20 protein-coding genes and 3 pseudogenes are annotated in these 22,367 nt (G+C 70.0%); 8 read left to right on the forward strand and 15 right to left on the reverse strand.

Translation table 11 applies throughout. The features are described 5' to 3' along the window. Together AMK24_RS29670 and AMK24_RS29675 are read left to right on the forward strand one after the other, a co-directional pair. Positions 1-606 (forward strand): tetratricopeptide repeat protein (locus AMK24_RS29670; protein WP_143203745.1); only part of this gene is annotated, 606 nt, incomplete at its 5' end. 978 nt (positions 607-1,584) lie between these two features. After that, entirely contained in the window at positions 1,585-1,989 is a 405-nt protein-coding gene (locus AMK24_RS29675; RefSeq protein ID WP_073772000.1) for a DUF6896 domain-containing protein, read from the forward strand. 5 nt (positions 1,990-1,994) lie between these two features. Here the strand turns inward: AMK24_RS29675 and AMK24_RS29680 are convergent. The 8 genes and pseudogenes from AMK24_RS29680 to AMK24_RS29720 all read right to left on the reverse strand — a co-directional run bounded on the left by AMK24_RS29680 (position 1,995) and on the right by AMK24_RS29720 (position 9,711). Beyond that, positions 1,995-2,803 (reverse strand): IS5 family transposase gene (locus tag AMK24_RS29680; RefSeq protein WP_107427496.1). Its coding sequence is split into 2 segments (ribosomal slippage): positions 1,995-2,464 and positions 2,464-2,803, totalling 810 coding nucleotides; the frame shifts between segments, so codons are not numbered across the junction. A gap of 126 nt (positions 2,804-2,929) precedes the next feature. After that, a pseudogene (locus tag AMK24_RS29690) lies at positions 2,930-3,702 on the reverse strand (transposase). Positions 3,703-3,804: 102 nt separating this feature from the next. Next, positions 3,805-5,160: a YVTN family beta-propeller repeat protein gene (locus AMK24_RS29695; protein ID WP_242435306.1), complete on the reverse strand. Its 1,356-nt coding sequence runs from the start codon at positions 5,158-5,160 to the stop codon at positions 3,805-3,807. Between the two features lie 620 nt (positions 5,161-5,780). Then, positions 5,781-6,235: pseudogene (locus tag AMK24_RS34030) on the reverse strand (IS5 family transposase); the annotation flags it as partial. Positions 6,236-7,107: 872 nt separating this feature from the next. After that, a complete protein-coding gene (locus AMK24_RS34965; RefSeq protein WP_338012714.1) occupies positions 7,108-7,362 on the reverse strand; it encodes an NUDIX domain-containing protein in 255 nt (84 codons plus the stop codon). Beyond that, complete coding sequence (locus AMK24_RS34970; RefSeq protein WP_242435307.1) at positions 7,332-7,523, reverse strand: hypothetical protein; 192 nt, start codon at positions 7,521-7,523, stop codon at positions 7,332-7,334. The genes AMK24_RS34965 and AMK24_RS34970 overlap by 31 nt, the downstream gene beginning before the upstream one ends. Positions 7,524-8,228: 705 nt before the next feature. Then, the gene (locus tag AMK24_RS35355) at positions 8,229-8,525 is read right to left on the reverse strand and encodes a hypothetical protein (RefSeq protein WP_158072181.1); all 297 of its coding nucleotides are present in this window, start codon (positions 8,523-8,525) and stop codon (positions 8,229-8,231) included. Positions 8,526-9,294: 769 nt separating this feature from the next. Further along, the gene (locus AMK24_RS29720) at positions 9,295-9,711 is read right to left on the reverse strand and encodes a hypothetical protein (protein ID WP_073772004.1); all 417 of its coding nucleotides are present in this window, start codon (positions 9,709-9,711) and stop codon (positions 9,295-9,297) included. A 98-nt stretch (positions 9,712-9,809) separates the two neighbouring features. Between AMK24_RS29720 and AMK24_RS29725 the strand changes: the two are divergent. After that, positions 9,810-10,145 (forward strand): annotated as a pseudogene (locus AMK24_RS29725) (helix-turn-helix domain-containing protein); the annotation flags it as partial. Positions 10,146-10,281: 136 nt separating this feature from the next. Here the strand turns inward: AMK24_RS29725 and AMK24_RS29730 are convergent. The 5 genes from AMK24_RS29730 to AMK24_RS29755 all read right to left on the reverse strand — a co-directional run bounded on the left by AMK24_RS29730 (position 10,282) and on the right by AMK24_RS29755 (position 14,286). Further along, the gene (locus AMK24_RS29730; protein ID WP_242435308.1) at positions 10,282-10,890 is read right to left on the reverse strand and encodes a restriction endonuclease; all 609 of its coding nucleotides are present in this window, start codon (positions 10,888-10,890) and stop codon (positions 10,282-10,284) included. Between the two features lie 180 nt (positions 10,891-11,070). Next, positions 11,071-11,280, reverse strand: coding sequence for a hypothetical protein (locus AMK24_RS29735; RefSeq protein WP_073772005.1), 210 nt, complete (start codon positions 11,278-11,280; stop codon positions 11,071-11,073). Between the two features lie 325 nt (positions 11,281-11,605). After that, positions 11,606-13,234, reverse strand: coding sequence for a hypothetical protein (locus tag AMK24_RS33790; protein ID WP_143203746.1), 1,629 nt, complete (start codon positions 13,232-13,234; stop codon positions 11,606-11,608). 424 nt (positions 13,235-13,658) lie between these two features. Further along, positions 13,659-14,048, reverse strand: coding sequence for a toxin Doc (locus AMK24_RS29750; RefSeq protein ID WP_073772052.1), 390 nt, complete (start codon positions 14,046-14,048; stop codon positions 13,659-13,661). 4 nt (positions 14,049-14,052) lie between these two features. Continuing rightward, positions 14,053-14,286, reverse strand: a complete 234-nt coding sequence (locus AMK24_RS29755; RefSeq protein WP_073772008.1) for an antitoxin MazE7 — start codon at positions 14,284-14,286, stop codon at positions 14,053-14,055. Positions 14,287-14,547: 261 nt separating this feature from the next. On the opposite strand from AMK24_RS29755, the gene AMK24_RS33485 reads away from it, so the two are divergent. Then, positions 14,548-15,365 (forward strand): IS5 family transposase gene (locus tag AMK24_RS33485; protein ID WP_107427493.1). Its coding sequence is split into 2 segments (ribosomal slippage): positions 14,548-14,890 and positions 14,890-15,365, totalling 819 coding nucleotides; the frame shifts between segments, so codons are not numbered across the junction. Between the two features lie 123 nt (positions 15,366-15,488). On the opposite strand, the gene AMK24_RS29770 is transcribed toward AMK24_RS33485, so the two are convergent. Next, the gene (locus AMK24_RS29770) at positions 15,489-16,151 is read right to left on the reverse strand and encodes a class F sortase (RefSeq protein ID WP_073772011.1); all 663 of its coding nucleotides are present in this window, start codon (positions 16,149-16,151) and stop codon (positions 15,489-15,491) included. A gap of 9 nt (positions 16,152-16,160) precedes the next feature. Continuing rightward, a complete protein-coding gene (locus tag AMK24_RS29775; protein ID WP_073772012.1) occupies positions 16,161-16,925 on the reverse strand; it encodes a hypothetical protein in 765 nt (254 codons plus the stop codon). Positions 16,926-18,037: 1,112 nt separating this feature from the next. Here AMK24_RS29775 and AMK24_RS29780 point away from each other — a divergent pair. The 4 genes from AMK24_RS29780 to AMK24_RS29795 are packed head-to-tail and all read left to right on the forward strand — an operon-like array spanning position 18,038 to position 22,066. After that, positions 18,038-18,394, forward strand: coding sequence for a hypothetical protein (locus AMK24_RS29780; RefSeq protein ID WP_073772013.1), 357 nt, complete (start codon positions 18,038-18,040; stop codon positions 18,392-18,394). An 11-nt stretch (positions 18,395-18,405) separates the two neighbouring features. Beyond that, positions 18,406-18,885, forward strand: coding sequence for a hypothetical protein (locus AMK24_RS29785; protein WP_143203747.1), 480 nt, complete (start codon positions 18,406-18,408; stop codon positions 18,883-18,885). Then, complete coding sequence (locus AMK24_RS29790; RefSeq protein WP_107427494.1) at positions 18,882-21,137, forward strand: hypothetical protein; 2,256 nt, start codon at positions 18,882-18,884, stop codon at positions 21,135-21,137. Before AMK24_RS29785 ends, AMK24_RS29790 begins: the two co-directional genes overlap by 4 nt. Further along, a complete protein-coding gene (locus AMK24_RS29795; protein WP_073772015.1) occupies positions 21,137-22,066 on the forward strand; it encodes a replication-relaxation family protein in 930 nt (309 codons plus the stop codon). Before AMK24_RS29790 ends, AMK24_RS29795 begins: the two co-directional genes overlap by 1 nt. Positions 22,067-22,367 lie beyond the last annotated feature (301 nt).

The raw sequence follows: 22,367 nt of genomic DNA on the forward strand, positions 1-22,367 counted from the left end.
CCGAACCCGGAACGGTTCAAAGCCACCGCTTGGAACAATCTCGGCAACGCTCTGAAATCGCTGCGCCGCTTCGACGAGGCCCACCACGCTCTCGAAACCGCCCGCGACCTCCACCAACAGACCGGCGACACCCACGGCGAAGCCAACGCCTGGAACAACCTCGGCACCGCACTCAAGGAACTGCGCCGCTTCGACGACGCTCTCCACGCTCTCGAAACCGCCCGCAACCTCTACCAACAGAGCGGCGACACCCACGGCGAAGCCATTGCCTGGAACAACCTCGGCACCGCGTACCGGGGCCTGGGCCGCTTTGATGAGGCTGTCGTGGCGGGGAAGCAGGCTGTTGCCATGCTGGCGGCGGCAAGGGACTGGTTCCGTACGGGTGAGGCGTGGGGCGAGGTGGCCACCACGTTGACCGCCGCCGGTGCGGATGCGGTTCAGGTGCGTGAGGCCTGGGAGCAGTCCGCCCATGCGTATACCCGGGCTGGTGCGGATGAGGAAGCAGACGCTTCCCGGGAGCACGCCACCAGCACGGAGACGGTGGAAGCTCAGCTGCCCGCAGATGCGGTGCGGTCCGAAGAAGAGGTGGGCTCGCAGTCCGGCTGAACCATCAGCCGGTCTTCGGCAGCATTGGACGCATCATGCCCTCGTCCTCCCCGGCCCAGGCGCCCGGAGGCGGACCGCACCGCCCCGACGGCATTCGACTCGCCCCCCTTGGAGAGAAGGGGTTACGCGGTTTGCCCCGGCGCAGTGCAAGGGGGGCGGGGCGGGAGATCGTCGCTCAGAACGGCGCTGAGAGCGGACCGAGGGTGCCGGCCACGTCCGTGCCCAGGGCCCGAGCTGCTGCGCCGGGGGCCCAGTGCCGGCGGCCAAACTGCCGCCGGCACCAGGGGTCCGGGCCGTACTCCGGGGACCTGGACCTGTCCCGCACACCCATACGGCGCGGTCTGCCCCGCACCCTACCCAGCACCGGCCTGACCGGTCAGCTACCGGCAGCATCCCGGTCTCCCGTACCTCCGCCACGACGGCGCCGGTCGCCGCGTCACGGTAGACGGGGACGTGCAGCGCCCACTCGGCCCGGTCCTTGGCCGTGAACCACTCCCCGAGCCAGGAGCCACCGGTAGTCACGAGCATGAGACCGGCGAGCGGGGCGCCCACGAAGTGAACGATCACGATGCCTCCAGCGGGGCTAGAGCCCGCCCTTCAACAGCCGCGTTCTAGGTCTGCGGGACCTCATCGTTCACGGCACCGACGCCGAGGGCCCGACGCGTGCCCGCGGCCCCAGGGGGACGGGCCCCGACCACCCCACGCGCCCGTAGTTCAACAAGGTCCGGCAGGCTTATGCCGGGCAGGGCGCCGCTGATGTCGGCTTCGGCTGCGCGGATACTGCTGGGCCCGGAAGCTTCGGGGCCCGCGCCAAGGGCGCGGGGAGTGGTCACGGGAGCATCGTAGGGGCGTCAACCACCCCCCAGACCACGAACGACCGGGCGGCCTTACTGATCGTTTCAGAATGCCGCCCTGCGGAGACGCTGGCTGCCCATGGAACAATCCCCTTCAACCACGGGCTCAGGGGGATGACGCCGTATGGAACGGGTTGGGGATGCACGAGGGCTCGTCCTTGGTTACGTCGACGCTCTGAAGGCAGTTGACGCGGCCATGAGGGCTGCGATCCCTTCGCTTGAGCGACTCGCAGAGGTCCTCGGCCTGGTACGTTCGCACCGAATCATCAACCGGAGTGGGCGGGTCGGCACCTACTCCTACTCGGTTCATGGGGCCGGGTGCCGCTTCGTCAGTGACGACGGCATCGAGGTCGATGTCGACTTCGCATCCGACGGAAGCGAGATCTTCGACCTCTGGCGGCTGCGCTGGTACGGGCTGAGCCTGCCTGAGCCTCTTGACGTCACGGATCAGGACCTGCGGACCGCCGTGCGGTCTCTTCAACCGCTTCTGACCGAGGTGCGACCGGGGTGGTTCAGTGTCGCTAGCTGATCGCTTCAGGATGAGGTGCGCAGGCGGCGCAGGCATATGAGGCTGCAGGCAAGTTCGAGCAGGCCCTGGTGGAGATCGGCGCGTCGTTCGTAGCGGGTGCGGAGCCGTTTGAATTGGTGCAGCCAGGCGAAGGCACGCTCGACGACCCAGCGCACCTTGCCCAGTCCAGAGCCGTGAGCGACGCCGCGTCGGGCGATCATCGGCTTGATGCCGCGTTTCCACAGCATGCGGCGGTACTTGTCGAAGTCGTAGCCCCGGTCGGCATACAGGCGCCGGGGCTTGCGGCGGGGACGCCCCCGCAGACCCCGAATCGACGGAACGGCGTCGAGCAGGGGCAGGAGCTGGGTGACGTCGTGCCGGTTGCCACCGGTGAGCGTGACGGCGAGCGGGGTTCCGTGACGGTCGACGATCAGGTGGTGCTTCGAGCCAGAGCGGGCCCGATCGACGGGCGAGGGTCCGACGTGGTCCCCCCTTTCAGCGCCCGGACGTGTGATCCGTCCACGGAGCAGTCGTCCAGGTCCAGCAGGCTGGCGCGACGAAGCTCGGTCAACAGGGCGGCGTGCAGGCGCGGCCAGACGCCGGCCTCGGTCCAGTCCCGCAGTCGGCGCCAGGCCGTCACACCTGAACAGCCCACTGCCTCCGCGGGGACGTCACGCCACGCGACACCGGTCCGCAGTACGTACATGACGCCAGCGAGCGCTACTCGATCGGGGACACGCAGCCGCCCCGGGTGGCGGTGGCGCCGTTCGGGGGCAGGCGGCAATAGCGGGGCCACCCGCTCCCACAGGTCATCCGGAACAAGATCAGCACGCACGCCGGACACCCTGCCGACCAAGATCGTCGAGCGCAAGACCCACGGCTCAACTCATTCTGAAACGATCAGTTAGAGGTTGTCCCGTAAATGATCTGAGGCGTGCAGGCTGACCTGCTTGTTTGCCTGTCATCCGGTGAGGGTGGGGTCGTGCGGGCGGGCGATGCCGAGCATGGCGTGGTGGACGCCGTCGTCCTTGAGGCGGCGGTCGCGGAGGATCTTCCAGTTCTTCATGTGGGCGAAGGTGTGCTCGACGCGGGCCCGCATTTTGCGGTGGGAGGTGTTGTGTTTCTCCTTCCAGGCCGGCAGTTCCTCGTTCTTGTGGCGGCGGTAGTGCGGGATGGTCAGCCCGGTGCTCCGGTAGCCGCCGTCGGCGATCGCCGTGGGGGTGGTGCCGACGGCGGCCTTCGCTCCGGAGTCCTGCCGGGCCCGGCAGTCGTTGAGGTTGCCGGGCAGCGGCTTGCCGACGGCGACGATGGGGCGGGTGTCGGCGTCGATGACGACCTGGTGGTTGGTGGAGTAGCGGTAGTTCTTGCTGGAGGCGGCCACGGTCCGGTCGCGGGTGGGGACCAGGGTGCCGTCCACGATCAGCACGGTGGTCTTGCGGAACCGCCGCCGGGGCTGAAGGGCGAGAGCGGGTCCGAGGTGGGCGACGATCCGGTCGGCCGCCGATTTCGAGACGCCGAACAGCGGGGCGAGGTGACGCGGGGTGAGGTTGGTGCGCCAGTACGCGGCCACCAGCAGTACCCGGCCCTCGAGAGGCAGCGACCACGGTCGGCCCTTGCGGACCGGATCGGCCCCTCACGCCGCAGCGCGGTGATCAGCTTGTTGAACTGGCGGGGGCTCAGCCCGGTGAACGGGCCTGTCCACGAGGGCTTCGACGCCGTGATCACACCAGCCACGGCAAGATCATCTCACCTCTGACCAGCAGTTACGGGACAACCTCTAGGGCCGGTGAAAGGCAGCGGGTGGCGGGAGGAATGGGCTACTGGGTGTGGAACGTGTCAGGGGCAGCTGACGAGGACGATGGAGAGGGCGGTGCAGGTGATGGCCGCGCTGTCGTTGGCCGGGTTGGGGTCGACGGGTGCGGAGGCGGTGCGCACGCCGGTGACGGCGACCGGGCCGATTTTCAGCAGGCTCAAGGGGATGCGGAAGGTCTTGCTCGCGCTCGCGCCGGCGGCGATGGGGCCGTAGGTGCAGGTAACTGTGTTGGTCGCGGAGGTGCATCCGGGGGCGAGGTTGGTGGCCGAGGCGCCGGCGGGAAGTGTGGCGGTGAGGGTGGCCGAGGTGAGGGCGCCGGGGCCGGTGTTGCGGGCGGTGAGGGTGTAGCTGAGATAGGGCGTCAGGATGCCCAGGTGCGGTTGGGCGGTGAGATCGACGTCGATGTCCGAGGTGGGCGGCGCGGGCCTGAAGGCCAGGCCGTAGGGGCCGGTGAACCCGGCGATCGTCGTGGTGACCGTGTTGGTGGCGGTGTCGATCACCGAGACGGTGTTGCCGGACTGGTTGGTGGCGTAGACGGCCGTGCCGGACGGGTTGACCCTGGCCTGCGCCGGGTTGTTGCCGACCGGGACGGTCGCGGTGACGGTGCTGGTCGCGGTGTCGACGACGGACACCGTGGAGCTGCCGTAGTCGGCTACGTAGGCCCGCGTGCCGGCCGCGTTGAACGATACGCCGTTGGGAGCGATGCCGACCGGGACGGTGGCGCTGACCGTGTTGGTGGCGGTGTCGATGACGGAGACGGTGGAGCCTCCGTTGTTCGTGACGTACGCGAAGGTTCCGGTAGGGCTGACGGTCACGCCCGAGGGGGCGCTGCCAACCGGAATGGTCGCGGTGACCGTGTTGGTGGCGGTGTCGATGGCCGAGACCGTGTCGGCGTAGTTGTTCGTGACGTACGCGGTGGTGCCCGACGGGTCGACCGCTACCCCGTTCGGGCCGCTTCCGACCGTGACGGTGGCGCTGACGGCCGTGGTCGCGGTGTCGATGACCGAGACGGTGTTCGTACCGTTGTTCGTGACGTACGCGAGTGCTCCGGACGGGGTCAGTGCCACCGTGAGCGGGTTGCTGCCGACGGGGACGGTCGCGGTCACCGCGTTGGTCGCCGTGTCGAACACCGAGACGGTGTTGCTTCCTAGATTGGTGACGTATGCCTGGGTGCCGACGGGAGAGACGGCCACATTGGCAGGACTGCTGCCGACCGTGACACTGGCGGTGACGGCGTTGGTACTCGTGTCGATCACCGAGACGGTGTTGCCTCCGATGTTGGCGATGTAGGCGAGCGGGCCGGTGGCAGCGTGCGCGGGCGCGCTCAGCGCCACCACCCCCGTGAGCGCCAGGGCGCCGCCCATGGTCAAGGAGCTCAAGCGGCGTCTCCAGACGGAGAAGGGCCGGCGTATACGGGCAGGTGCAGAAGGCAAAGGACTCCCCTTCATCAGTACCGCGCGCCGACGGCGGGTCCGAAGGACCCGGCAACCGGCGGTCGCGCGGCCGTGCGACTCCACCGCCGAAGGCCGCTGAGCCGAGGTCGGCGGAGCTCTGGCAGTACTCCGTACATCGCGCACCGCACCCCCACGGTCTCGACTCCTTATGGGCGCGGCATACACGTCGCCCACCACCAAGGCAGGAACCGGAGCAGCGGCAGCCTCCTCCGACCGGACAGCAGCCAGGCCGCTCCCCCGCGAAGTCACCAGAATCATCCCGACCCCACACCAGGAACATTGCAGAACATCCAGAGTTGTCTGTATTCCATTCGGAAAGATGACGACAGAAAACCTTGACACCCCACCAGCCCGTTCCACACCAAGATCTCCGGTCGACGCACCCGTCGCGGCCGACACCAAAGGTGCGTCTGCGGGTAGCAACGGACAGGATCGCCGGGGCGCTCGGCAAGCCGAACACGCACGAGCAGAAGGCGTCGGCCGCCTCATTCGTGGTCTGTCGGTTCATCGCACGCAGCCTGCTGGTCGACCTGCCACCCATCGAGTTGACCCCCAGTGACATGAGATGCCTTGGTGGTCAGCCCGCCCCGGGACCGGCCGAGGGCCTGGCGTGCTTGCGAGCGGCCCGGATCTTCCAGTTCGTCCCGTCTGCGGCCCCTTTTTGCGGGCGCCGGCCGTGTGCTGGTGGGCCCGGTTGATCGTGGAGTCGATGGAGACGGTCCACTTCCCCGGCCCACCGCGTCGGCGCGGGCCTGAATGTGTTCCAGCAGCTTCGCCCAGGTCCGTCCGCTTGCCAGCGGGCGGACCGCTCGTAGGCGGTCTGCCAGGGTCTGTACCGCGCGGGCATATCGCGCCACGGGGCCCTGGCCCGCAGCCGCCACAGCACTCCGTTGATCGCCTGGCGGTGATCACGCCACGGACGGCCACGCCCATCCACCCACGGCGACAGGGGCTCTATTCGCTTCCACGCCGCATCCGTCGACTCACCTCGACCTGCCACAAGATCAATGATCAGAGTGCTCGTGCTCGGACTCTCGCGTGGGATCCGTCACGAAACGGCTCAGCCGGTAGGTGGTCGGCAGCTCCAGGCGCCCGCAGAGCGTGTCGATCCGGATCATCGACCCGTCGACTCCTGCTTCCCGAAGACAGCGCAACCTCGTCCGTATCTCCGCCTGGTCCAGGGTCTCAACGACCACTTCCCACTGTCCCGCGTCTGGCGCGGCGCGAACAGCAAGCCGCTGCCGCGCGTCCTCCTGCCGCCGCCTCCTCTTTCCCCGTCCTGGCACCTGCCCACCCGCCCCTCGCTCGGCTCCCTGATCAAGCAGACCACCGCCCGCGACTACCGCCTGCCGTCGCCTGCCGCCGGCGAAGGACCGCAGCTTCCGCTTCCGGCGGTCACTCGGCACCTGGCCGGGGCCGACCTGACCCTGGTGGAGGCGAAGGTGACCGCCCAGCACACCACGATGGCCGAGCTCAGAGCCTGGCTGTCCATCCCGGTCTTCGCCCGGCCCGACACCGGGCTCTCCTACCGCCAGCAGATGAAGATTCTGGAGAAGGCGTACGTCCAGACCCTGCCGGAAGATGTGACGGTCACCAGTCGGCTCGTCGTCGTCGCCCAACGGGGCGGGGGCCGGCGTGAACAGCGACTCATGGCGTGGACGTACCGGACTGCGGCCGGACCGCAGCCGCATCCTCGGCATGGCCGGGCCGGGGCCCTGGGGTGCGGCGTCAGCCGAAGCGGGTGGCCTGGCTCACCGCACGGGCGATGCGGGGACCGACCAGCCGTTCGGCATCCGCGAGCGGAACCCCGGCAGCGCCGGTCACCTCCGCTTCCTGAATCTGCCCCACGTCCGCCCATTCCGTCGTGAACGCCTACCCCAGGCCGAGGTGGAAGTGATCCGGCTCCCCCTTCTCGGGGCGCGCCGGGACACGTCCGTACTCGACATACGCGGGCACCGGATCCGCCAGCGTCACTCCCGCCGGGTCGAGGCCGGTCTCCTCGGCGAGTTCGCGCACGGCCGCGTCGACCAGCGTGGCGTCTGTTGGCTCGAGATGGCCTCCCGGCTGCAGGGTGATCTCATAGGCCCGATGCTCGATCAGCAGGATCTCGCGGCCGCCGCGGACCAGGAGCGCGCCACCGGCACATGCATCGGGAAGCTGCGCCGCGAGGCGAAGCCACCGGTGCCCGCGATCGTCCGCAGGGGCGCGGACAGTGCCGCGGTCTCCTCCGGGTAGCGCTCCAGGTAGGCGGCCAGGGCCTGCGAGATGTCGGCGTCAGCGATCCCCACTGGCCACCTCCCTTGCGGCGGCGCGGGTAAGCGAGCAGGTGCACAGTGAGCTCCAGCAGGTGTTCCTGGCGTACGGGGAAGGTCGCCCTCTACCAGCCGGGCGGGGTGGCGCGTCGGTGCTTCGAGGCGAGTCCGGAGTATCGGATCACACCGCAAGTCCTCACCCGTCGGGCTCCGTTGCCCGCCGGGGCGCACGACTTCTCGGTGCCGCTCACGATCACGTCGAGCAGATGCCAGCTCCGTACAAACAGGTGCGCCGGCCCGCCGCCCCCCCCTATTTCGTCGCGTCCAACTAAGCCCTGCCGCGAAAGCTCTCTGCCGCCGCTCCCGGCCGGAGGGCTGGCACGCGAATCACTCTCCGCCCGCCAGCCCCGGAGAACAGGGGTTCGAGGTTCGGCTGAAAGTCGTGTGCTCGAACTGCGCCCGTTCTCGTTGGACCGCAACCCCAACACCGCATGACAGGAGTGACGTTGCCGCCTTCCGGCGCACGCCGCAGGACCGTCCCGCGTACGCGGGAAGCTCACCGCAGCAGCGGTTCGGTCATCGGACCACGCTAACGCTCCTGGCCGGACGCTCCCGGAGTGCGGTCAGTGGCGGCGTCTGGCCCGGCGGGTGGCGACGAGGACCGATCCGCCGGCGGCCACCAGCGCTGCCGCGATGGACCCGAGGATCCATTCGCCGCCCTTGGCCCCGGTCCCGGGCAGCTCACCCGGGTGGCTGGGCGAGGGCGTGGGGTGCGGCGTGGGCGTCGGCTCGGTGGGGCCGGGCGTCGGGGCCGTGGGGGTCGGGGTCGGCTCGGACCGCGTCGGCGTCGGGTGCGGCGTGGGCGTCGGGTGCGGCGTGGGCGTCGGTGTGGGCGTCGGGGCCGTGGGGTGCGGCGTGGGATGCGTCGGCCTGGGCGTCGGCTCGCTGGGGCGGGGCGTCGGGGCCGTGGGGGTCGGGGTCGGCTCGGACGGCGTCGGCGTCGGACTCGGCGGTGTGGGGGTCGGCTCGGGGGGACACGACGGCTCTTCGCCGCCGTACGCGTCGTCCTCCCCCCCGCCGGAGGAGTACGCGTCTTCCTCGCCACCTGGGGAGTACGCGTCGTGATCCTCGCCGCCCGCGTGACCGCCCGGGGGGTAGGCGTCGCCCTCCTCGCCGCCCGCGTGACCGCCCGGGGTGTGGGGGAGCGAATCCGCGGCGGGGAGGCTGTCGTTGTCGCCGCTCGTGGTGCTACTCGCCGGCTGCTCCGCCGGACCGCTCCCCTCGGACCGCGCCGGACCGGCCGGGGCGGGATCGGCGGTGTCCGGCGGCGTCCCCCGCGAGCCGCTGCCGGGGGCGCCGGCGTTGTCGGCCCGAGGAGCCGGCTGCGAGGCCGTCTGTGCGGCCCCTCCCCTCTCGTCCATGCCCCTCTTGGCCACGTCGAACCGGCCGACAGCGGCGGTCTTGCCGTCCGTCTCGGCCGGCAACGGATCCGCGCCGACGATCGGGGCCAGCACGCCCACCATCGCCGCGGCCGTCGCCACTGTTACTGCTGCCCGGATCGTGTTACCGCGCCTGCGCGCCCTCTGTTCCATGCCGCGCAATATGCATGGTCATCACTTTGTCGTTTTGTATGACACGCCGCTTTTATATTGCTTTGTAGATCTATGGGAGTCTTCTTCGGCGCGACACGCGCGGAAAGCACCGCTCGGTGCGACCTTCGGAACTCACAGCGCCAGCAGCTTCGCCTCCAGTTCCGGGGCGAGGCCGACAGCCGGTCGGTCGGGCGCGGAAGGCGGCGACGAACAGCTCAGGTCACAGCGGGCGGTTCGACGTGTTGGTGACCGGCCGAGCGAAGCGAACGCCCGAGCTCTCCGGTGAGGATGCGGGGGTGTCGCCGCCACCACCACAGGTCGGGGCCAGGCAGCCTGTGGAATTGGTCGAGTGCTTGGCCGTCGTCGTCGACGGTCGCGGCCTTGTACCGATCGTCTAGCTCTTTGATCTGCGGAGTCCAGAGCTGGACGATGTGTTCGTCCAGCAGGAGCCACGCCTCGTGCAGCCAGTTTCGGCAATAGAGGTCGTTGGTGTACTCGTAGACGTCGTCGTCGTAGCCACGCTCGATGACGCTCACCAGGGCGGCCCACGCGTTCACCCTTTCAGCGACTGTGAATGCCGTCCGCCAGCCGCGCTGGTGCAACAGCTCTCCCACCTCGGTTTCAGTAGCCACGGGCGTGAGGCTCTCACGCTGAATCCGTCCGGGCGACCGACATACGTCCCGCCAGAGGCTGCGGGCTCGGAGCGTGATCAAGGTGAGACGATCCCGCCGTGGCTGGTGTGATCACGGCGTCGGAACTCTCCTGGATAGCCCCGTTTACCGGGCTGAGCCCGCGACAGTTCGGGAAGCTCGTGACCGCGTTGCGGCGGGAGGGCACTGACCCGGTGCGCAGAGGTCGCCCCTGGGGCCTGCCGCTGGAAGACAGAGTCTTGCTGGTGGCTGCGTACTGGCAGACGAACCTCACCTTGCGGCAGCTCGCTCCGCTGTTCGGGGTTTCCAAGTCCGCCGCGGACCGGATCATCGCCCATCTCGGGCCGTTGCTCGCCCGCCACCACGGCCGCCGCGAGCACATGAGCGACATCATCCAATCCGTTGCCGGGCTGCTCTCGCACCAGCAAGTCGCCACGGCGAGCGGTACGCGAACGTGAACACATCCCCCGGCCCTCGGCTCTCGACGCGCTACCGCCAACCATGCACGAGGTCGTTAGGACGGAGAGGGAGAACTGCCGCCCGCCGCAGGGGCTACCGGCTGTTGCGGGGTGCTGGGATCCTGGGCAGGAGCTCCCACAGTGGACGGCCGCCGCTCGCCCACGTCGCGAGGACCCGCCGGTCGGCGAGGTGCATGTGCAGTTGCTGGGCCAGCGGGGCGCAGCGGGTGGAGAAGCGGCCGTTGGTGACGACGAGGACGACGTCGGCGCCGTAGAGCTGGCGGGCGGTGCCGTTGACGCGTTGGAGGTCGGGGGTGCCCACGGCCGAGCCGCGGTCGCCGTCGCGGCGGTGTTTGCACTGGATGACCCAGGTGCGGCCGAGGGGGTCGGTGGCCAGGACGTCGGCGCCGTTGTCGCCGGCCCCGCCGATCTGCCGGGCATCGGTGCACCCGTCGCGGAGCATCAGGTCGCGGACCGCGTACTCGAAGTCGCGGTGGTGCAGGGCGTCCAGTTCGGGCAGCCCGTAGCGCAGGGCCTGCTGGCGTACGCGGTCCCAGGCCCGACGTTGCTGGCGCCGGTGGATCCACCCGGCCGCGACGACTGCGGCCACCGCCCCGAGGACGACCAGTACCCACCAGTTCTTCACGAGCCAGGAGACCACCGCCCACGCGGCGGCCGCGGCCAGGACCGCCCCGGCGAACACCAGGACCTGGAGGTCGAACTGCCGGCCGCGCCGACGCGACCAGCGCCGCGGGCCGGGACGGTAAGGGGTTCGGCGGGGCGGTGCGCTTCGTCGGACGGGACGCCGGCGGGCGGGGCGCCCTCGGGCGGGCCGGCGGCGGGGGTAGGGGCGGGTGGCCATCGGGGCTCCGGGCGGTGGGGGTCAGCGGGAAGAATCGGTGATGCCGGAGGCGAGCTGGCCCAGGAAGTCGCCGATGCCTTCCCCGACCGGGGTGGGCGCGATGACGACACCGAGCGCGAGCACGATGACGACAGTGAGCTTCTCGTCGTTCCGGCTCCGGGCCTCGGTCCGGCGGCGCAGCCGCAGCAGGACGATGATGGCGAGCAGCACTCCCACGTTGATCGTCAACACTCTGGCTCCGCCCCTTGATCTTCTCGGCCTGGTCCGACCCTCCTGTGTAGCTGCAACCCCGCAGCTACACCTTCAAGTCACCGGATGATGACGCAAAGTGACTGGTTGGCCGGATCGCGCACATCACCGCAGGCGGCAGGGGGCGGGGCCTCCAGCGGAGGGCTTCCAGCACGTCTTGGTCGGGCATGACGTCTTTGCTGATCCGCCAGGGCTGATGGTCCTCCAGTTGGCACATCGCTCATAGCCCTGCCTGTTGGTTCGCTCACCGGTTCAACCAGCTGGGGTGCCCGCCGCGGAGAAGTGCGGGTGGGACGTCACCTCCATTTCAAAACGGCGCGGGAAGGGGTTGCCGGGCCTCTTGGGCTTCACGGACTGATCCGGAAACCGCCGCGAGGTCCGGATACTGTGCGGCCAGCTCGGCCCGCAGGCGGGCGGTCTCCTCGTTCTCGGCCTGCTGATGGGCGGCGCGCTCCTGGTCCTGGTGGCGCAGTTCGGCACGCTCTGCGGCCTCTTGGTAGGCGGCCTCCTCGTCGAGGTCGAGGGCCAGAGCTGCGGCCCTGGCCCGGTCGGCCTGGCATTGCGCGGCCTCCTGGTCCAGTTGCTCGGCAAGGCGCCGGCCCGCGTCTTCGGCCTCCTTCCGGCATCTGGCGCACTCGCCGTTCACGGGGGGCGCGCCCTTGCCCGGGTCGTCGCAGACCGTGCAGACCCACCAGCCCGGCCGGAGGGCCGCCGGCCGGGGGGCGGGGACGCGTCGTCCCGCTTCGGTAGCGGCCTTTCGTGCGGCTCGGCGCTCCGCGCGGCGTTCCTCGCACGCCCGGCACTCCCGCCCGGTGTCGATGTCCGTGCCGTCCTCGCAGCGGACGTACTCGCACGGGCCCGACTTGAGCAGCGCGAGGGCCACGCCCACCGGGCGGCCGATGCCCTTGCCGTCGGCCGAGTGGTGAGCGTCGGCATATCCGTGCTGGACCCATCGGCGGGCCACACGCTCGATCACCTGCTCCGCGGTACGCCCCGCCATAGCCTCCAGCGCCTTCGCCCGGTTCCGCTTGGGCAAAGTTCCGTGGGGCAGCAACGCCACCAGTTCGGCCGGCATCGAGGACACCACCTGTTTCACTACCGCGACCTGCTCACCGGACAGCTCCCCCGGCGCCTGGATCCGCGGCCCCGGGACCGCCTCGGCCGGGGCGGGCTTCTTCCGCACTTCCGGCAACGACTCCTCCTCCTCCGACGCGGCGCAGCCGCTGCTCACGCTCCCGCGCGCCCTACTACCTGCACCAGTCCTGCGGACGTCACCGGCGCTACGCGCCGCAGGCGCTGGTTCTGTCTCGGATGGTGTCTCGGAAGGTGACTCAGAAGGTGACTCAGAAGGTTGGGGGACTACAAGTCCCTGGGGTAGGGACTTGTAGTCCCCACCCCCCGGACTTGTAGTCCCTACCCCCCTGTCGTCTGCGTCCGGTTTGCCCCGGGGACTTGTAGTCCCCGGGGCAGTGGTCGTCGCAGCCTCCTGCGGCTTCTTCGGGCGCTTGACCCCCTTGTCCGCCCGGGCCTTTTTCGGCGGAGCCGGCGCGAGAGGCGGGCGGTTCTGTGGAGTGATCGCAGGGCGGCCGAGGCCCGCCCGCTGCTCGTTGATGCTCTCCAGCTGGGCCGGGCTCCACCATTCAGCCGGGATCATCACCTCCCAGATCACCGGCCGCTGCTCCTTGGGGATGGAGAGCCAGACGCGGGAGCGGTGCTTGTCCTGGCGGCGCAGAAGCCCCCGGGCCTCCATCGCGCGGCACTTGCGTCCGGCGGTCTTGGCGTCGACCCGCGCGGCGGCGGCCAGGGTGGGGTAGGAGCGGAAGCAGTTCATGCCGTCGAAGTCGCCCTTGACGACCAGGGCGACCAGGACGGCGCGCTCCTCGGCGTCGCAGACCGGAGCGTGGTCGATGGCCCACAGGACCGGGTACATGCTCATCGCGTCGCCCTCGGGGCCGGACGGGCGGGCATCGTACGGAAGGGCGGGCTGGGGCTGGAATCGATCGGCATATCCAGCCCAAGGGCCGATCCGGGACCGATCGTGACGCAGCTTGTGGAGGAATTTTCCCGCGCGGCTGCTCGGGGCCGGCGGGAGCGGTGCGGGTGGTGCATGGGCGGATCTCCCCGGATCGGGGAATCGCGGCCGGGGGGATGTGACCTGCGGATGGTGGCGTCCCGCGTGGCGGGCCCCGTATTCTGGGTAGAGGTGACCACGCGGCCCCCTCACGGGGCCACGGGAATCACCCCGGCGAGGTCACCTCACCGGACACGACTCGGATTGCTTGGAACGCGGCGAGTCGATTGCTAGGGAGCGGGTTCCGTTGTGGCGACGGGGCCCGCTTCGGCGTTTCTAGGGCGGCACGTCAGTCCGTTCCCCCTGGTGTACGCCACGAGCGCAGGCGGTCGGCTACGTCGTAGACGCTCAGGCGCAGGGCCTGAATGTCCCTGATCAGGTCGCGCCAGGATTCGTAGGCCGCGTCTACCGACTCGCCGGATGCCTCGATGTAGGCCATAGCGACGCCGTACCCGAACAGCTCGCTCCGGACCGGGAGCGGGCGCAGCAGCACGATCTGCTCCAGCAGGGCCGCCGCCCGCCAGAAAGCGTCAGGCGCACCCTCTTCCAGGCTGGGCGTGTTGACCCGGTGGCGGGCGACGGCGGCGACCAGGGCGGAGTAGTCCCGCACGGTCAGCTCTTTGCCGAGCAGCTCCTCCTGGCGGTCGAGGAGCCAGCGGATGTCGACGTGAAGGTCCAAGGCGTCAGGCCACCCGGTGCTGGGGGAGGCCGCCGAAATCACGGTCGAAGGCTTCCGCGACTCCGGGACGCGTCACGGCGGCCCGGAAGGAGTTCGTCGCGTGCCCCAGTGCGACCTGGTTCAGCTCTTCTATCGCCAGGTCGGCGAGGTAGCCCTTGACGGTCTGTCCGCGGGCGGCGGCGACGGCGGCGAAACGGTCCCGCGTTTCCGTGTCGATCTTGACAGTGGTATCAGCCATAACCTCAGCATACCCAGAGGGATACTCCTTGGCTGCCGCCCAGAGGGAAAGGCGTGGCACCGACCGAGATGCCGCAACGAGGTCGAGCGGACCACCAACCGACTAAAGAACTCCCGCGTGGTCCCTGCCCGTGACGATAAGAGGACCCGCGTCTCCCACAGCACAGCCCCGCAACGGCAGTCCGATCATGGCTCCGTCCGCGGTCCGCCGGACAGCGCCTAAGACCGTGTCCTATGTGGTGAGGCGGTCGTTGGGCTGGTCATGGGGCGGAGTACGTGGAGTTGGATTGTTCCGGATGGGCTGTGGGAGATCGCGAAGCCGCTGATCCCGCCGTCCAGGGTGCGGCCGCAGGGCGGCGGGACGCAGGACACGCCTGATGAGACGCTGTTCGCCGCGATCATCTACGTGCTGGTCAGCGGCTGCGCCTGGCGGGCCTTGCCGCCCTGCTTCGGGATATCGAAGTCGACGGCCCATCGCCGGTTCCTGATCTGGTCGCGTGCCGGAGTGTGGGCGCGGCTGCACGAGGAGATCCTGCACCGCCTCGACGACGCCGGCCTGCTCGACCTGTCCAGAGCGGTCCTCGACTCGGCCCATGTGAGGGCGAAAAAGGGGGTGAACTCACCGGCCCGAGCCCCGTGGACCGGGGCAAAGCGGGTTCCAAGATGCACGTCCTGTCGGACGCGAACGGCCTGCCCCTCCTCGTCGGCCTCTCGGCCGCCAACACCCACGACAGCCAGGCCTTGAAGCCCATGGTTCTCGGCCACCAAACGAGACACGACCCCCACCGCGGCCGCTATTTCAAGCCCCAGCGCCTGCACGCCGACAAGGCCTATGACGTCCCTGAGATGCGGAAATGGCTCTGCGGGAAACGCATCGGCGTCCGCATCGCGCGCAAGGGCATCGAGTCCAGTGAACGACTCGGGCGCCGCAGGTGGGTGATCGAGCGGACCATGTCCTGGCTGACCGGCTACCGCCGGCTCAACCATCGCTACGAACGCCATCCCCGCAACTACCTGGCCTTTCTCGGCCTCGCCGCAGCCATCTGCTGCTACAAACGACTCGTCCGCCTCACCACATAGGACACGGTCTAAGTAGGTGTTTTTGAACTCTGACCGTGAGATCTGCTCTAGCACCCGGGTGCTAGGCGACTGGATCTGGGCGACTCTCGAAGCCGTCACTGTGCGAGGGCGGGTACGGGACGCTCAAGAGCCGCGGTCAGCTCCGTCAGGAGATGGTGTGGTGGGTTCTGCGGTCAGCACGAGGTTGGAGCGGTAGGTGTGGCGTTCGTTGTCCCAGTCGGCGCAGGTGATCAATGTGAGGGTGGGGGTCATGGCCGGGCCGTAGACGCGCCGGGAGGGGAAGTCGTCCTTGGCCCAGACTTCCATCGCGCTGACGGTGAAGTGCGCGGTGCTCCCGTCGCGGCGGGTGACCATGATCCGGGACCCCTTGCGCAGGGCGCCCAGGCCGTAGAAGGCCGCGGGTCCGGAACGGGAGTCGACGTGGCCGACGATGATGGTGTTGCCGTTCTCGCCCGGGGTGGCTGAGCCGGTGTACCAGCCGGCGTGGTCCGGGTCCGGTGGCATGTCCACGGACCCGTCGGTGGCCCTGGTGACCTTGTCGATCTGCGTCCGCACGCCGATCTTGGGGATGCGGATGTCTCTCGGTTCCGAGCGGGGCAGGGGTGAGCTGCCCGGTTCGGGGGCTTTGGGCTCGCCGAGGGGTTTGGCGCGGGCGGTGTCCGGCAGGGCCGGCGGCGGCTGCGGCCCCGTGACGGCTGTGGCCAGGAGGACCAGCGCGCTGGTGGTGAAGGCGGTGGCCGCCGCGGTGTAGACACCGCGGCGGCCAACGGGCCGGAAGCCGGTCATGCGTGCCGGTCAGCTCTGGCGGCTGCTGCGGCGGCGCAGGTACAGCGTGCCCGCGGCGGCGGTCAGCAGGCCGCCGGCGGCGGTCAGTGCCACCGTGTCACTGCTCTGCGCTCCGCCCATGCCACCGGCGACCGCTCCTGCGGGGGCCATCTTGAGCGGGCCGCACAGGGCGGGGTTGGTGGCCTCGGAGGGCAGCTTGGGGTCGAGGTCGCTGGCGCCGAGGACGTCGTCGTACTTGCCGTTGCCGTTGAAGTCGATGCCGTGGACGACCACGACGGCGTTCTCGTTGCGCAGGCTCTTGGCGGTTTCGTCGTCGACGGTGATGGTGCGGTGGTAGGTGTACGAGGCACCCTTGGGGAAGCGGTCGACCGCGAGGGCCGAGTGGTCGGCTCCGGTGTCGCCGGTGGTGGTGAGCGAGGCACCGATCTTGCCGTAGAACGGCAGACCGTCCGTGGTGTTGAGACTCAGCTGGCCGTTGTGCCGCTTGGCCGCGGAAGCCGGCGGGCACTGGCCCTTGGCCCCGATGTGGAAGTGCTGGGCGTGCGGCGCGTCCGCGAGCAGGCCCTGCGTCTTGATCGTCACGGTGGCCTGGTTCCCCTTGAGGTGCACCATCGCCGTGCCCGAGCCGGTCACCTTGCTCGTGGGGATCGGTGAGAGTGCCGCGTGCAGTTCGCCGTCGTGCGAGGCACCGTCCGCGAACGCCACAGGAGCCAGGACCATCCCGGAAGCTATCGCCGCCAGGGCAACGACAGAGGTGGCCGTCGTCTTCTTCATGCGTACTCCAGCTGAGAGTCGGGACCGGCTACCCAGAGACGGGGCACTCATCGGATGAGCGCATACCGGTGCTTACGCGACATGCTGGGTTCCCCGTGGTGAGGTAGCCATCTCAGGCGGGCATTCGGGGGACGGGTGGAAGGCCGCTGGTCAGCCCCAGGATGCGTTCGTTCAGTGGTCACTGTGAACGATCCACGAACGGATGCTTCCGCCGCCGCCAGGCCCTCACGACACACCGCCGCGAGCAGTAACGAGCGTCCGAGCGGCGATCGACACCCGCGACCCATCGGGCCCCGCACTCCGGGCACTCGACCACGCCGACCTCGTCCCGGACGGCCGCCAAACGCCGACGGAGCCGCTGTTCCTTCCGCCACTGCCTGGAACGACACACCAACGAACAGAAACACAGCACCGGGCCGGGTGTTCGGCCTCAGCCGTTCACCACAGGCCCGACAGTGCCTCTCCTCGCCCCCTCTACTGCCCCTGAACACCAGCCCAGCCTAGGGCGCAAATCTCCACAGAACCGAGGATCGAAAACAGCTACTAAGGGCTGTCCCGCAATTCCCGGTGGGTCAGCGTGGAGCGTTAGATGCGGTGCATCGCAAGGCGGAGGGGCATCCGCATACGGGATGTACGGGGATGTTCCGACAACGCGGCGAGGTGCCGTAGCCGTCGTCGCGCGCCCGCCGAGAATTGCGGGACAGCCCTTAACTGTTGTACGCCGCGACCATTCCTAGGATGACCAGGGCCACCACGAACATCGCAATGCAGCCGCACGCGGCACTGGATACTTCGTCGATGACGCCCCTTGGCTTTGGCTGTGACCTCTGATGTTCCCTGAGTTCCCGAGCCACCGCGCGCCTGATCTCGTCTTCGTTCACGCGAATCTTCCCCCGGCTTCTAGGCGTTGATCAACGCACGTCAACCTACCGTCAGCGCAGCTTCGGCCTGGAGCTGTCACGGTTCGCACGTCCGCTGGTCTTACCCACCACTCGCCCCAGCTCCAGTCTCTGCAACTTCTTCGTCTGTCGATGTCACGCTCCCGGCCTTCCTGCTCCTTGGGGTGGGTGAGGGGCGGCGCTCGGCCGCCCGGCGCGGAAGGCGGGGCGGCGGTGGGTTGCATCGTTGAGGGCGGGGCGCGGTGGGGCGAAGGCGGCCAGGGCGGTCGCAGCCGTCGGGAGGCCGGTGCCGAGGTGCTGGTGGGGTGGTGCGGGTGGCTGTGCGCGGTGGTGTTCGTGGTCGGGCTGCTGCGCGGCTGGTGGTGGGGCGGGGATCTGCGGAACCTGCTGTGGGGGCTGGGTGATCCGGCGGCCGAGGCGGTCGAGGAGCGGCGTGGGTGGCCGATGGTTCCGGTGCTGTCTGCGGTGCTGGGTGCGGTGGGGGCGCGGCGGTGCTGGCTGGCGGCCGCGGACATGGTGCTCGGGACAAGGCCCCGTATTCGGCGGCGTAGTGGTGCGGGGCGCGGGTGATGGGGGCCGGGGTGACGTTGCTCGACGGCGTGGACGTGGTCGTCTCCGCGGTGTGGGCGGTGTGGGGGTGGTTGCTCCTGTTGCTCGTCGTCGCGGGGGCCGGCGGGGCGGGGGTCAGGGCCTGGTGGGTGTGGCGGGCGCGGGAGGCGTTGCGGGAGCGGTGCGTCGTGGCGTTGGTGCCGGCGGCCGGGTTCGACCCGACGCGGGAGGAGATCGGGCGCCATGCGGTGCGCCTGGCGCGGATTCCCGCTTCGGCGGGGTGGGGGCCCCGGCGGGCGGCCGGGGTGCGGGTCCGTCTGGTGAGTGTGGAGGGGCAGCTCGCGTACCGGCTGGAAGGGCCGGCTGCGGGGGCGGCGCTGCTGCGGATGCCGTCGTTCACCGATGTCGATGTGGCCGATGAGGACAGCGGGAGGAGCGTTGCCGTGCCGCGGATCCGGTTCGACGGCGTCCCGCCGCTGCCCGGGGACGAGGACCAGGGCGAGGGGGCGTGAGCGGGATGGTGTCGTTGAGGAAGAAGCACGGCCCGAGGGGCGAGGGCGGTTCGGGCGGCGGCGGACAGCGGTATGTGGCTCGGGCGGAGTTGGTGCTGGCCCGGCCCGACCATCAGCAGTTGGCGGCGCCGGGCCTTGACCCGGACCCGTTGCAGATGATGGCCGCTGCCTGCGCGCAGGTGGACAGCGGGCGCGGCGAGGAGGCCGAGCTGGTTCTCGACCTGGTCCCGGTGTCCGGGTGGAGGGTGGCCCGGTGGCGGCGGCGGCTGATACGGCGTGCGCAGACGCGGGGGCCGTCCGCGTACGGGAAGCAGCTCGGTGGGAGCGGCGGGGGCGGGTGGTGGTCGGTGGTGTCCGCGGGGTTGAGCGGCGGCTCCAGCGGTGCGGGGGCGAGCCGGAGGTCCTTGCCTCGTAAGACCGATCTGGCCGAGGGGGTGGGGAAGTTCCTGCCGGCGGCGGACATGCAGGTCTTCGCGGTGCAGGTGCTGATCCGGGTGAGCGCTGCCCACCCGGCCCGTGCGCAGGCCCGGCTGCATCAGGTGATGTCGGTGATGGACGCCTGGTCGGGCGAGAACTGGTTCCGCCCCGTGGGCCCGCGCCTGGCCGGCTGGCGGCCCTACAGCAGTGTGTGGTGGCGGCGGCGTTCCTTTGACCGGCGGTTCGCGTCGGGCGAGTTCGCCCCGGCGCGCCGGCAGTGGGTCACCGGGCAGGAGATCGCGGCGTTGCTCAAGCCGCCGTCGGCGCACTGCGCGGCCCCGAACGTGCTTCGGACGGGCGGGGTGGTGCCCCCGGCGCCGGCCGACTTGCCGGAGTGGACCGGGCAGGCGGGCATGGTGCCGCTCGGGCTGGTGACCGGGACGGCCGGGAAGCGGTACCTGGCGGCGGTGCCGCAGAAGAACGTGCTGTTCGCCGCCTCGTTCGGGAAGTCGGGGTTCGGGAAGTCGGAGTTGGCGCTGCTCCAGCTCCTCGCCCTGGCCTACGGCGGGCTCGGGGGGTGGTTCCTGGACCCGCACGGGGCCGCCGTCCAGCGGGCGCTGCCCTACCTGACCCATCCTGCCGTCGCGGACCGGGTCGTGCTGATCGACCTGAGCGCGAAGGACCCGGCGGCGCGGATCGCGGCGTGGAACCCGCTGTCGATGGAGGGGCGGGACGCCTCCCAGATCCAGGACGTGGTCGGCGCGGTCGTCGGCGGGCTCGCCTCCGCCCAGGGGTGGGGAGACCGGGCGCCGCGGGCCCGGTCGATCCTCTCCCACGCCGTGCAGATCCTCGCCTACCTCGCGCTGCGGATGTGCGAGGCGGGGCGGCCGGACCTCCAGCCCACGATCTTCTCCATCCCTCGGCTGCTCACCGACGAGGACTGGCGGGAGGGGGTGCTGCGGCACGTCCCCCCGCGCATGGCCCGGTTCTGGAGGACGACGTTCCCGAAGTACGAGAGCGGGGCGGTTCCGGTGGTGACGCAGACGCTGGAGCAGCTGGAGACCTCCGACTCGCTGCGCGCGTTCCTCGGCCAGCCCCGCTCCAGCTACGACGTGCGGCGGGCGATGGACGAGAACAAGGTGGTGCTGCTGCGGTGCTCGGGCACCGGCGGCGGGGACCAGATCATCACCAGCCTGCTGCTGTTCGACCTGTTCCTGGCCGGGCTCTCCCGGGAGGGGGTGCCGCCCGAGGACCTGGAGACGATGTTCGCGTACGCGGACGAGTTGACGGCGATCGACGGGGCGTCGCGCGGCTACGTGGCTGCGATCCTGGAGCAGCTGCGCAAGTACGAGGTCCGCCTGACCGGGATGACGCAGATGGTCATGCGGCTGTCGGAGGAGACCCGCCAGGCCCTCATGCAGAACCAGTCGCTCCTTTCGGCGACGGCCGCGGACAGCGACGAGGCGTCCTTCGTCGCCAAGCGGTTCCCCGGCATCGCGCCGGCCACGATCGAGCAGCTGTCGAAATACGAGTACGTGATGTCCACGATGCTGAACGGCCGCCGCACCACCCCCTTCCGGGTTCGGGGCGTGGCGGTCCATCAGGTCCTGGCCGACTACTGCCGGCCCGATCTGCTGCCGGAGCTCTTCGCCACGATCGACGCCACCATGGGGCGCCGGACGATCGGCGAGATCCTGCGCCGCCTCGACGGGGGCGAGGGGGAGCCGGGCCTGGACGACGAACTCCTCTCCCGCCTTTGCACCGGCTCCGGCGCCCGGCCCGTATCCGTGCCCGCCGGGGCGTACGACACCACCACACGAAGCGAGGTCTCCTGATGCCGCGGTCGGGCCTGTCCCGGTTCGGGCAGATGCTGCTGCCCGTCCTCTACCAGCACCGGCTGCTCGCCACCGGGCAGCTCCACCGGCTCCTGAGCCCGCACACCGCGCGCCCCGTCTACTTGCTGCGGCAGCTCGGGGAGCTGCGGGCGATGGGCCTGGCGGAGTCCACCGACCGGCGTACCAGCCGGATGGGCCGGTGCGAGCAGCTCTGGTACATCACTCCGCTGGGCTGTGAGGTCGTCGAGGCCGGCGGGGAGGTGCAGCCCCGCTCGTACCGCATCACGCCGAAGGCCGCCGCCTCGCCGCTCCAGGAGCACACCTTGGCCGTCGGGGAGACCGGGATCGTGTTCTGCGAGTGGGCCCGCCGCTACGGCGACGACTGCGGGCCGCTGGACTGGGAGCCGGAGTTGGCCCACCGGGTCCGCGACGGCGACAGCCGGCTCGGGGACGACGCCTTCCTCATCCCCGACGCGGTCCTGCGCTACACCCGCGACCAGGACGGCCGCCGGCAGATGATGACGTTCTTCCTGGAGATCGACCGCTCCACCATGGAAGTCGCCCGGCTGGGCAGGAAGCTGAGCACCTATGCCCGCTACAGCACCTACTTCCCCCACTCCCCCGGGCGCCGGGCCCGGGCGGCGATCCGGGAGGCGTGGCGGGAGCGCTACCCGGCTTTCCCCCGGCTGCTGATCGTCCTGTCCGGGGCGAAGGAAGCCGTTCTGGAGCGTCGGATCGATGACCTTCGGGCTCTTGCCGCCGCGGACTCCCGGGTCACGGCGGGCGGGTATCTGCGGGCCGGGGTGACGACGATTCAGCTCCTGTCCGAGCGCGGGCCGTTCGCCCCGGTGGTCACTTCCGTTCTCGGCGATCCGAAACCGACCGACGTGCGGCTCACGGCGATGTCCGAGGTCCCCGCCGCGGGGTGAATGAGGAATCGAATTGAGGGCGCGCTTTCAAAAAGCACCGGCCATCGTGCCGATGAGTCGACATTCAGAGGGAGGGTTTTGTGTGCTCTGCGGCAAGTGACGTGCAGTCAATTTCCAAATCGGAAGAACCTTTGTCCGCAATGGCCCTTTATGTCACGATAATTGATCTAGAGGGCGAGATGGTCGCCGCTGACCGGTGCGTAAGCTACGGAACCAGACCGCGCGGTTGGTTTCGGTTCCCTCAAGATCCGATCCCGCAGAGTCGCCCGAGGTCAGATGACGGCTTGGCATATGCACTGGA

The sequence above is a fragment of the Streptomyces sp. CB02366 genome (genome assembly GCF_001905905.1).
GTDB lineage: Bacteria > Actinomycetota > Actinomycetes > Streptomycetales > Streptomycetaceae > Streptomyces.

Excerpts from the sequence above, each read along its gene's own strand:
- AMK24_RS33790 (WP_143203746.1), bottom strand. The coding sequence starts at position 13,234 with ATGAGCATGTACCCGGTCCTGTGGGCCATCGACCACGCTCCGGTCTGC.
- AMK24_RS29795 (WP_073772015.1), top strand. The coding sequence starts at position 21,137 with ATGCCGCGGTCGGGCCTGTCCCGGTTCGGGCAGATGCTGCTGCCCGTC.
- AMK24_RS29675 (WP_073772000.1), top strand. The coding sequence starts at position 1,585 with ATGGAACGGGTTGGGGATGCACGAGGGCTCGTCCTTGGTTACGTCGAC.
- AMK24_RS29775 (WP_073772012.1), bottom strand. The coding sequence starts at position 16,925 with ATGAAGAAGACGACGGCCACCTCTGTCGTTGCCCTGGCGGCGATAGCT.
- AMK24_RS29770 (WP_073772011.1), bottom strand. The coding sequence starts at position 16,151 with ATGACCGGCTTCCGGCCCGTTGGCCGCCGCGGTGTCTACACCGCGGCG.
- AMK24_RS29755 (WP_073772008.1), bottom strand. The coding sequence starts at position 14,286 with ATGGCTGATACCACTGTCAAGATCGACACGGAAACGCGGGACCGTTTC.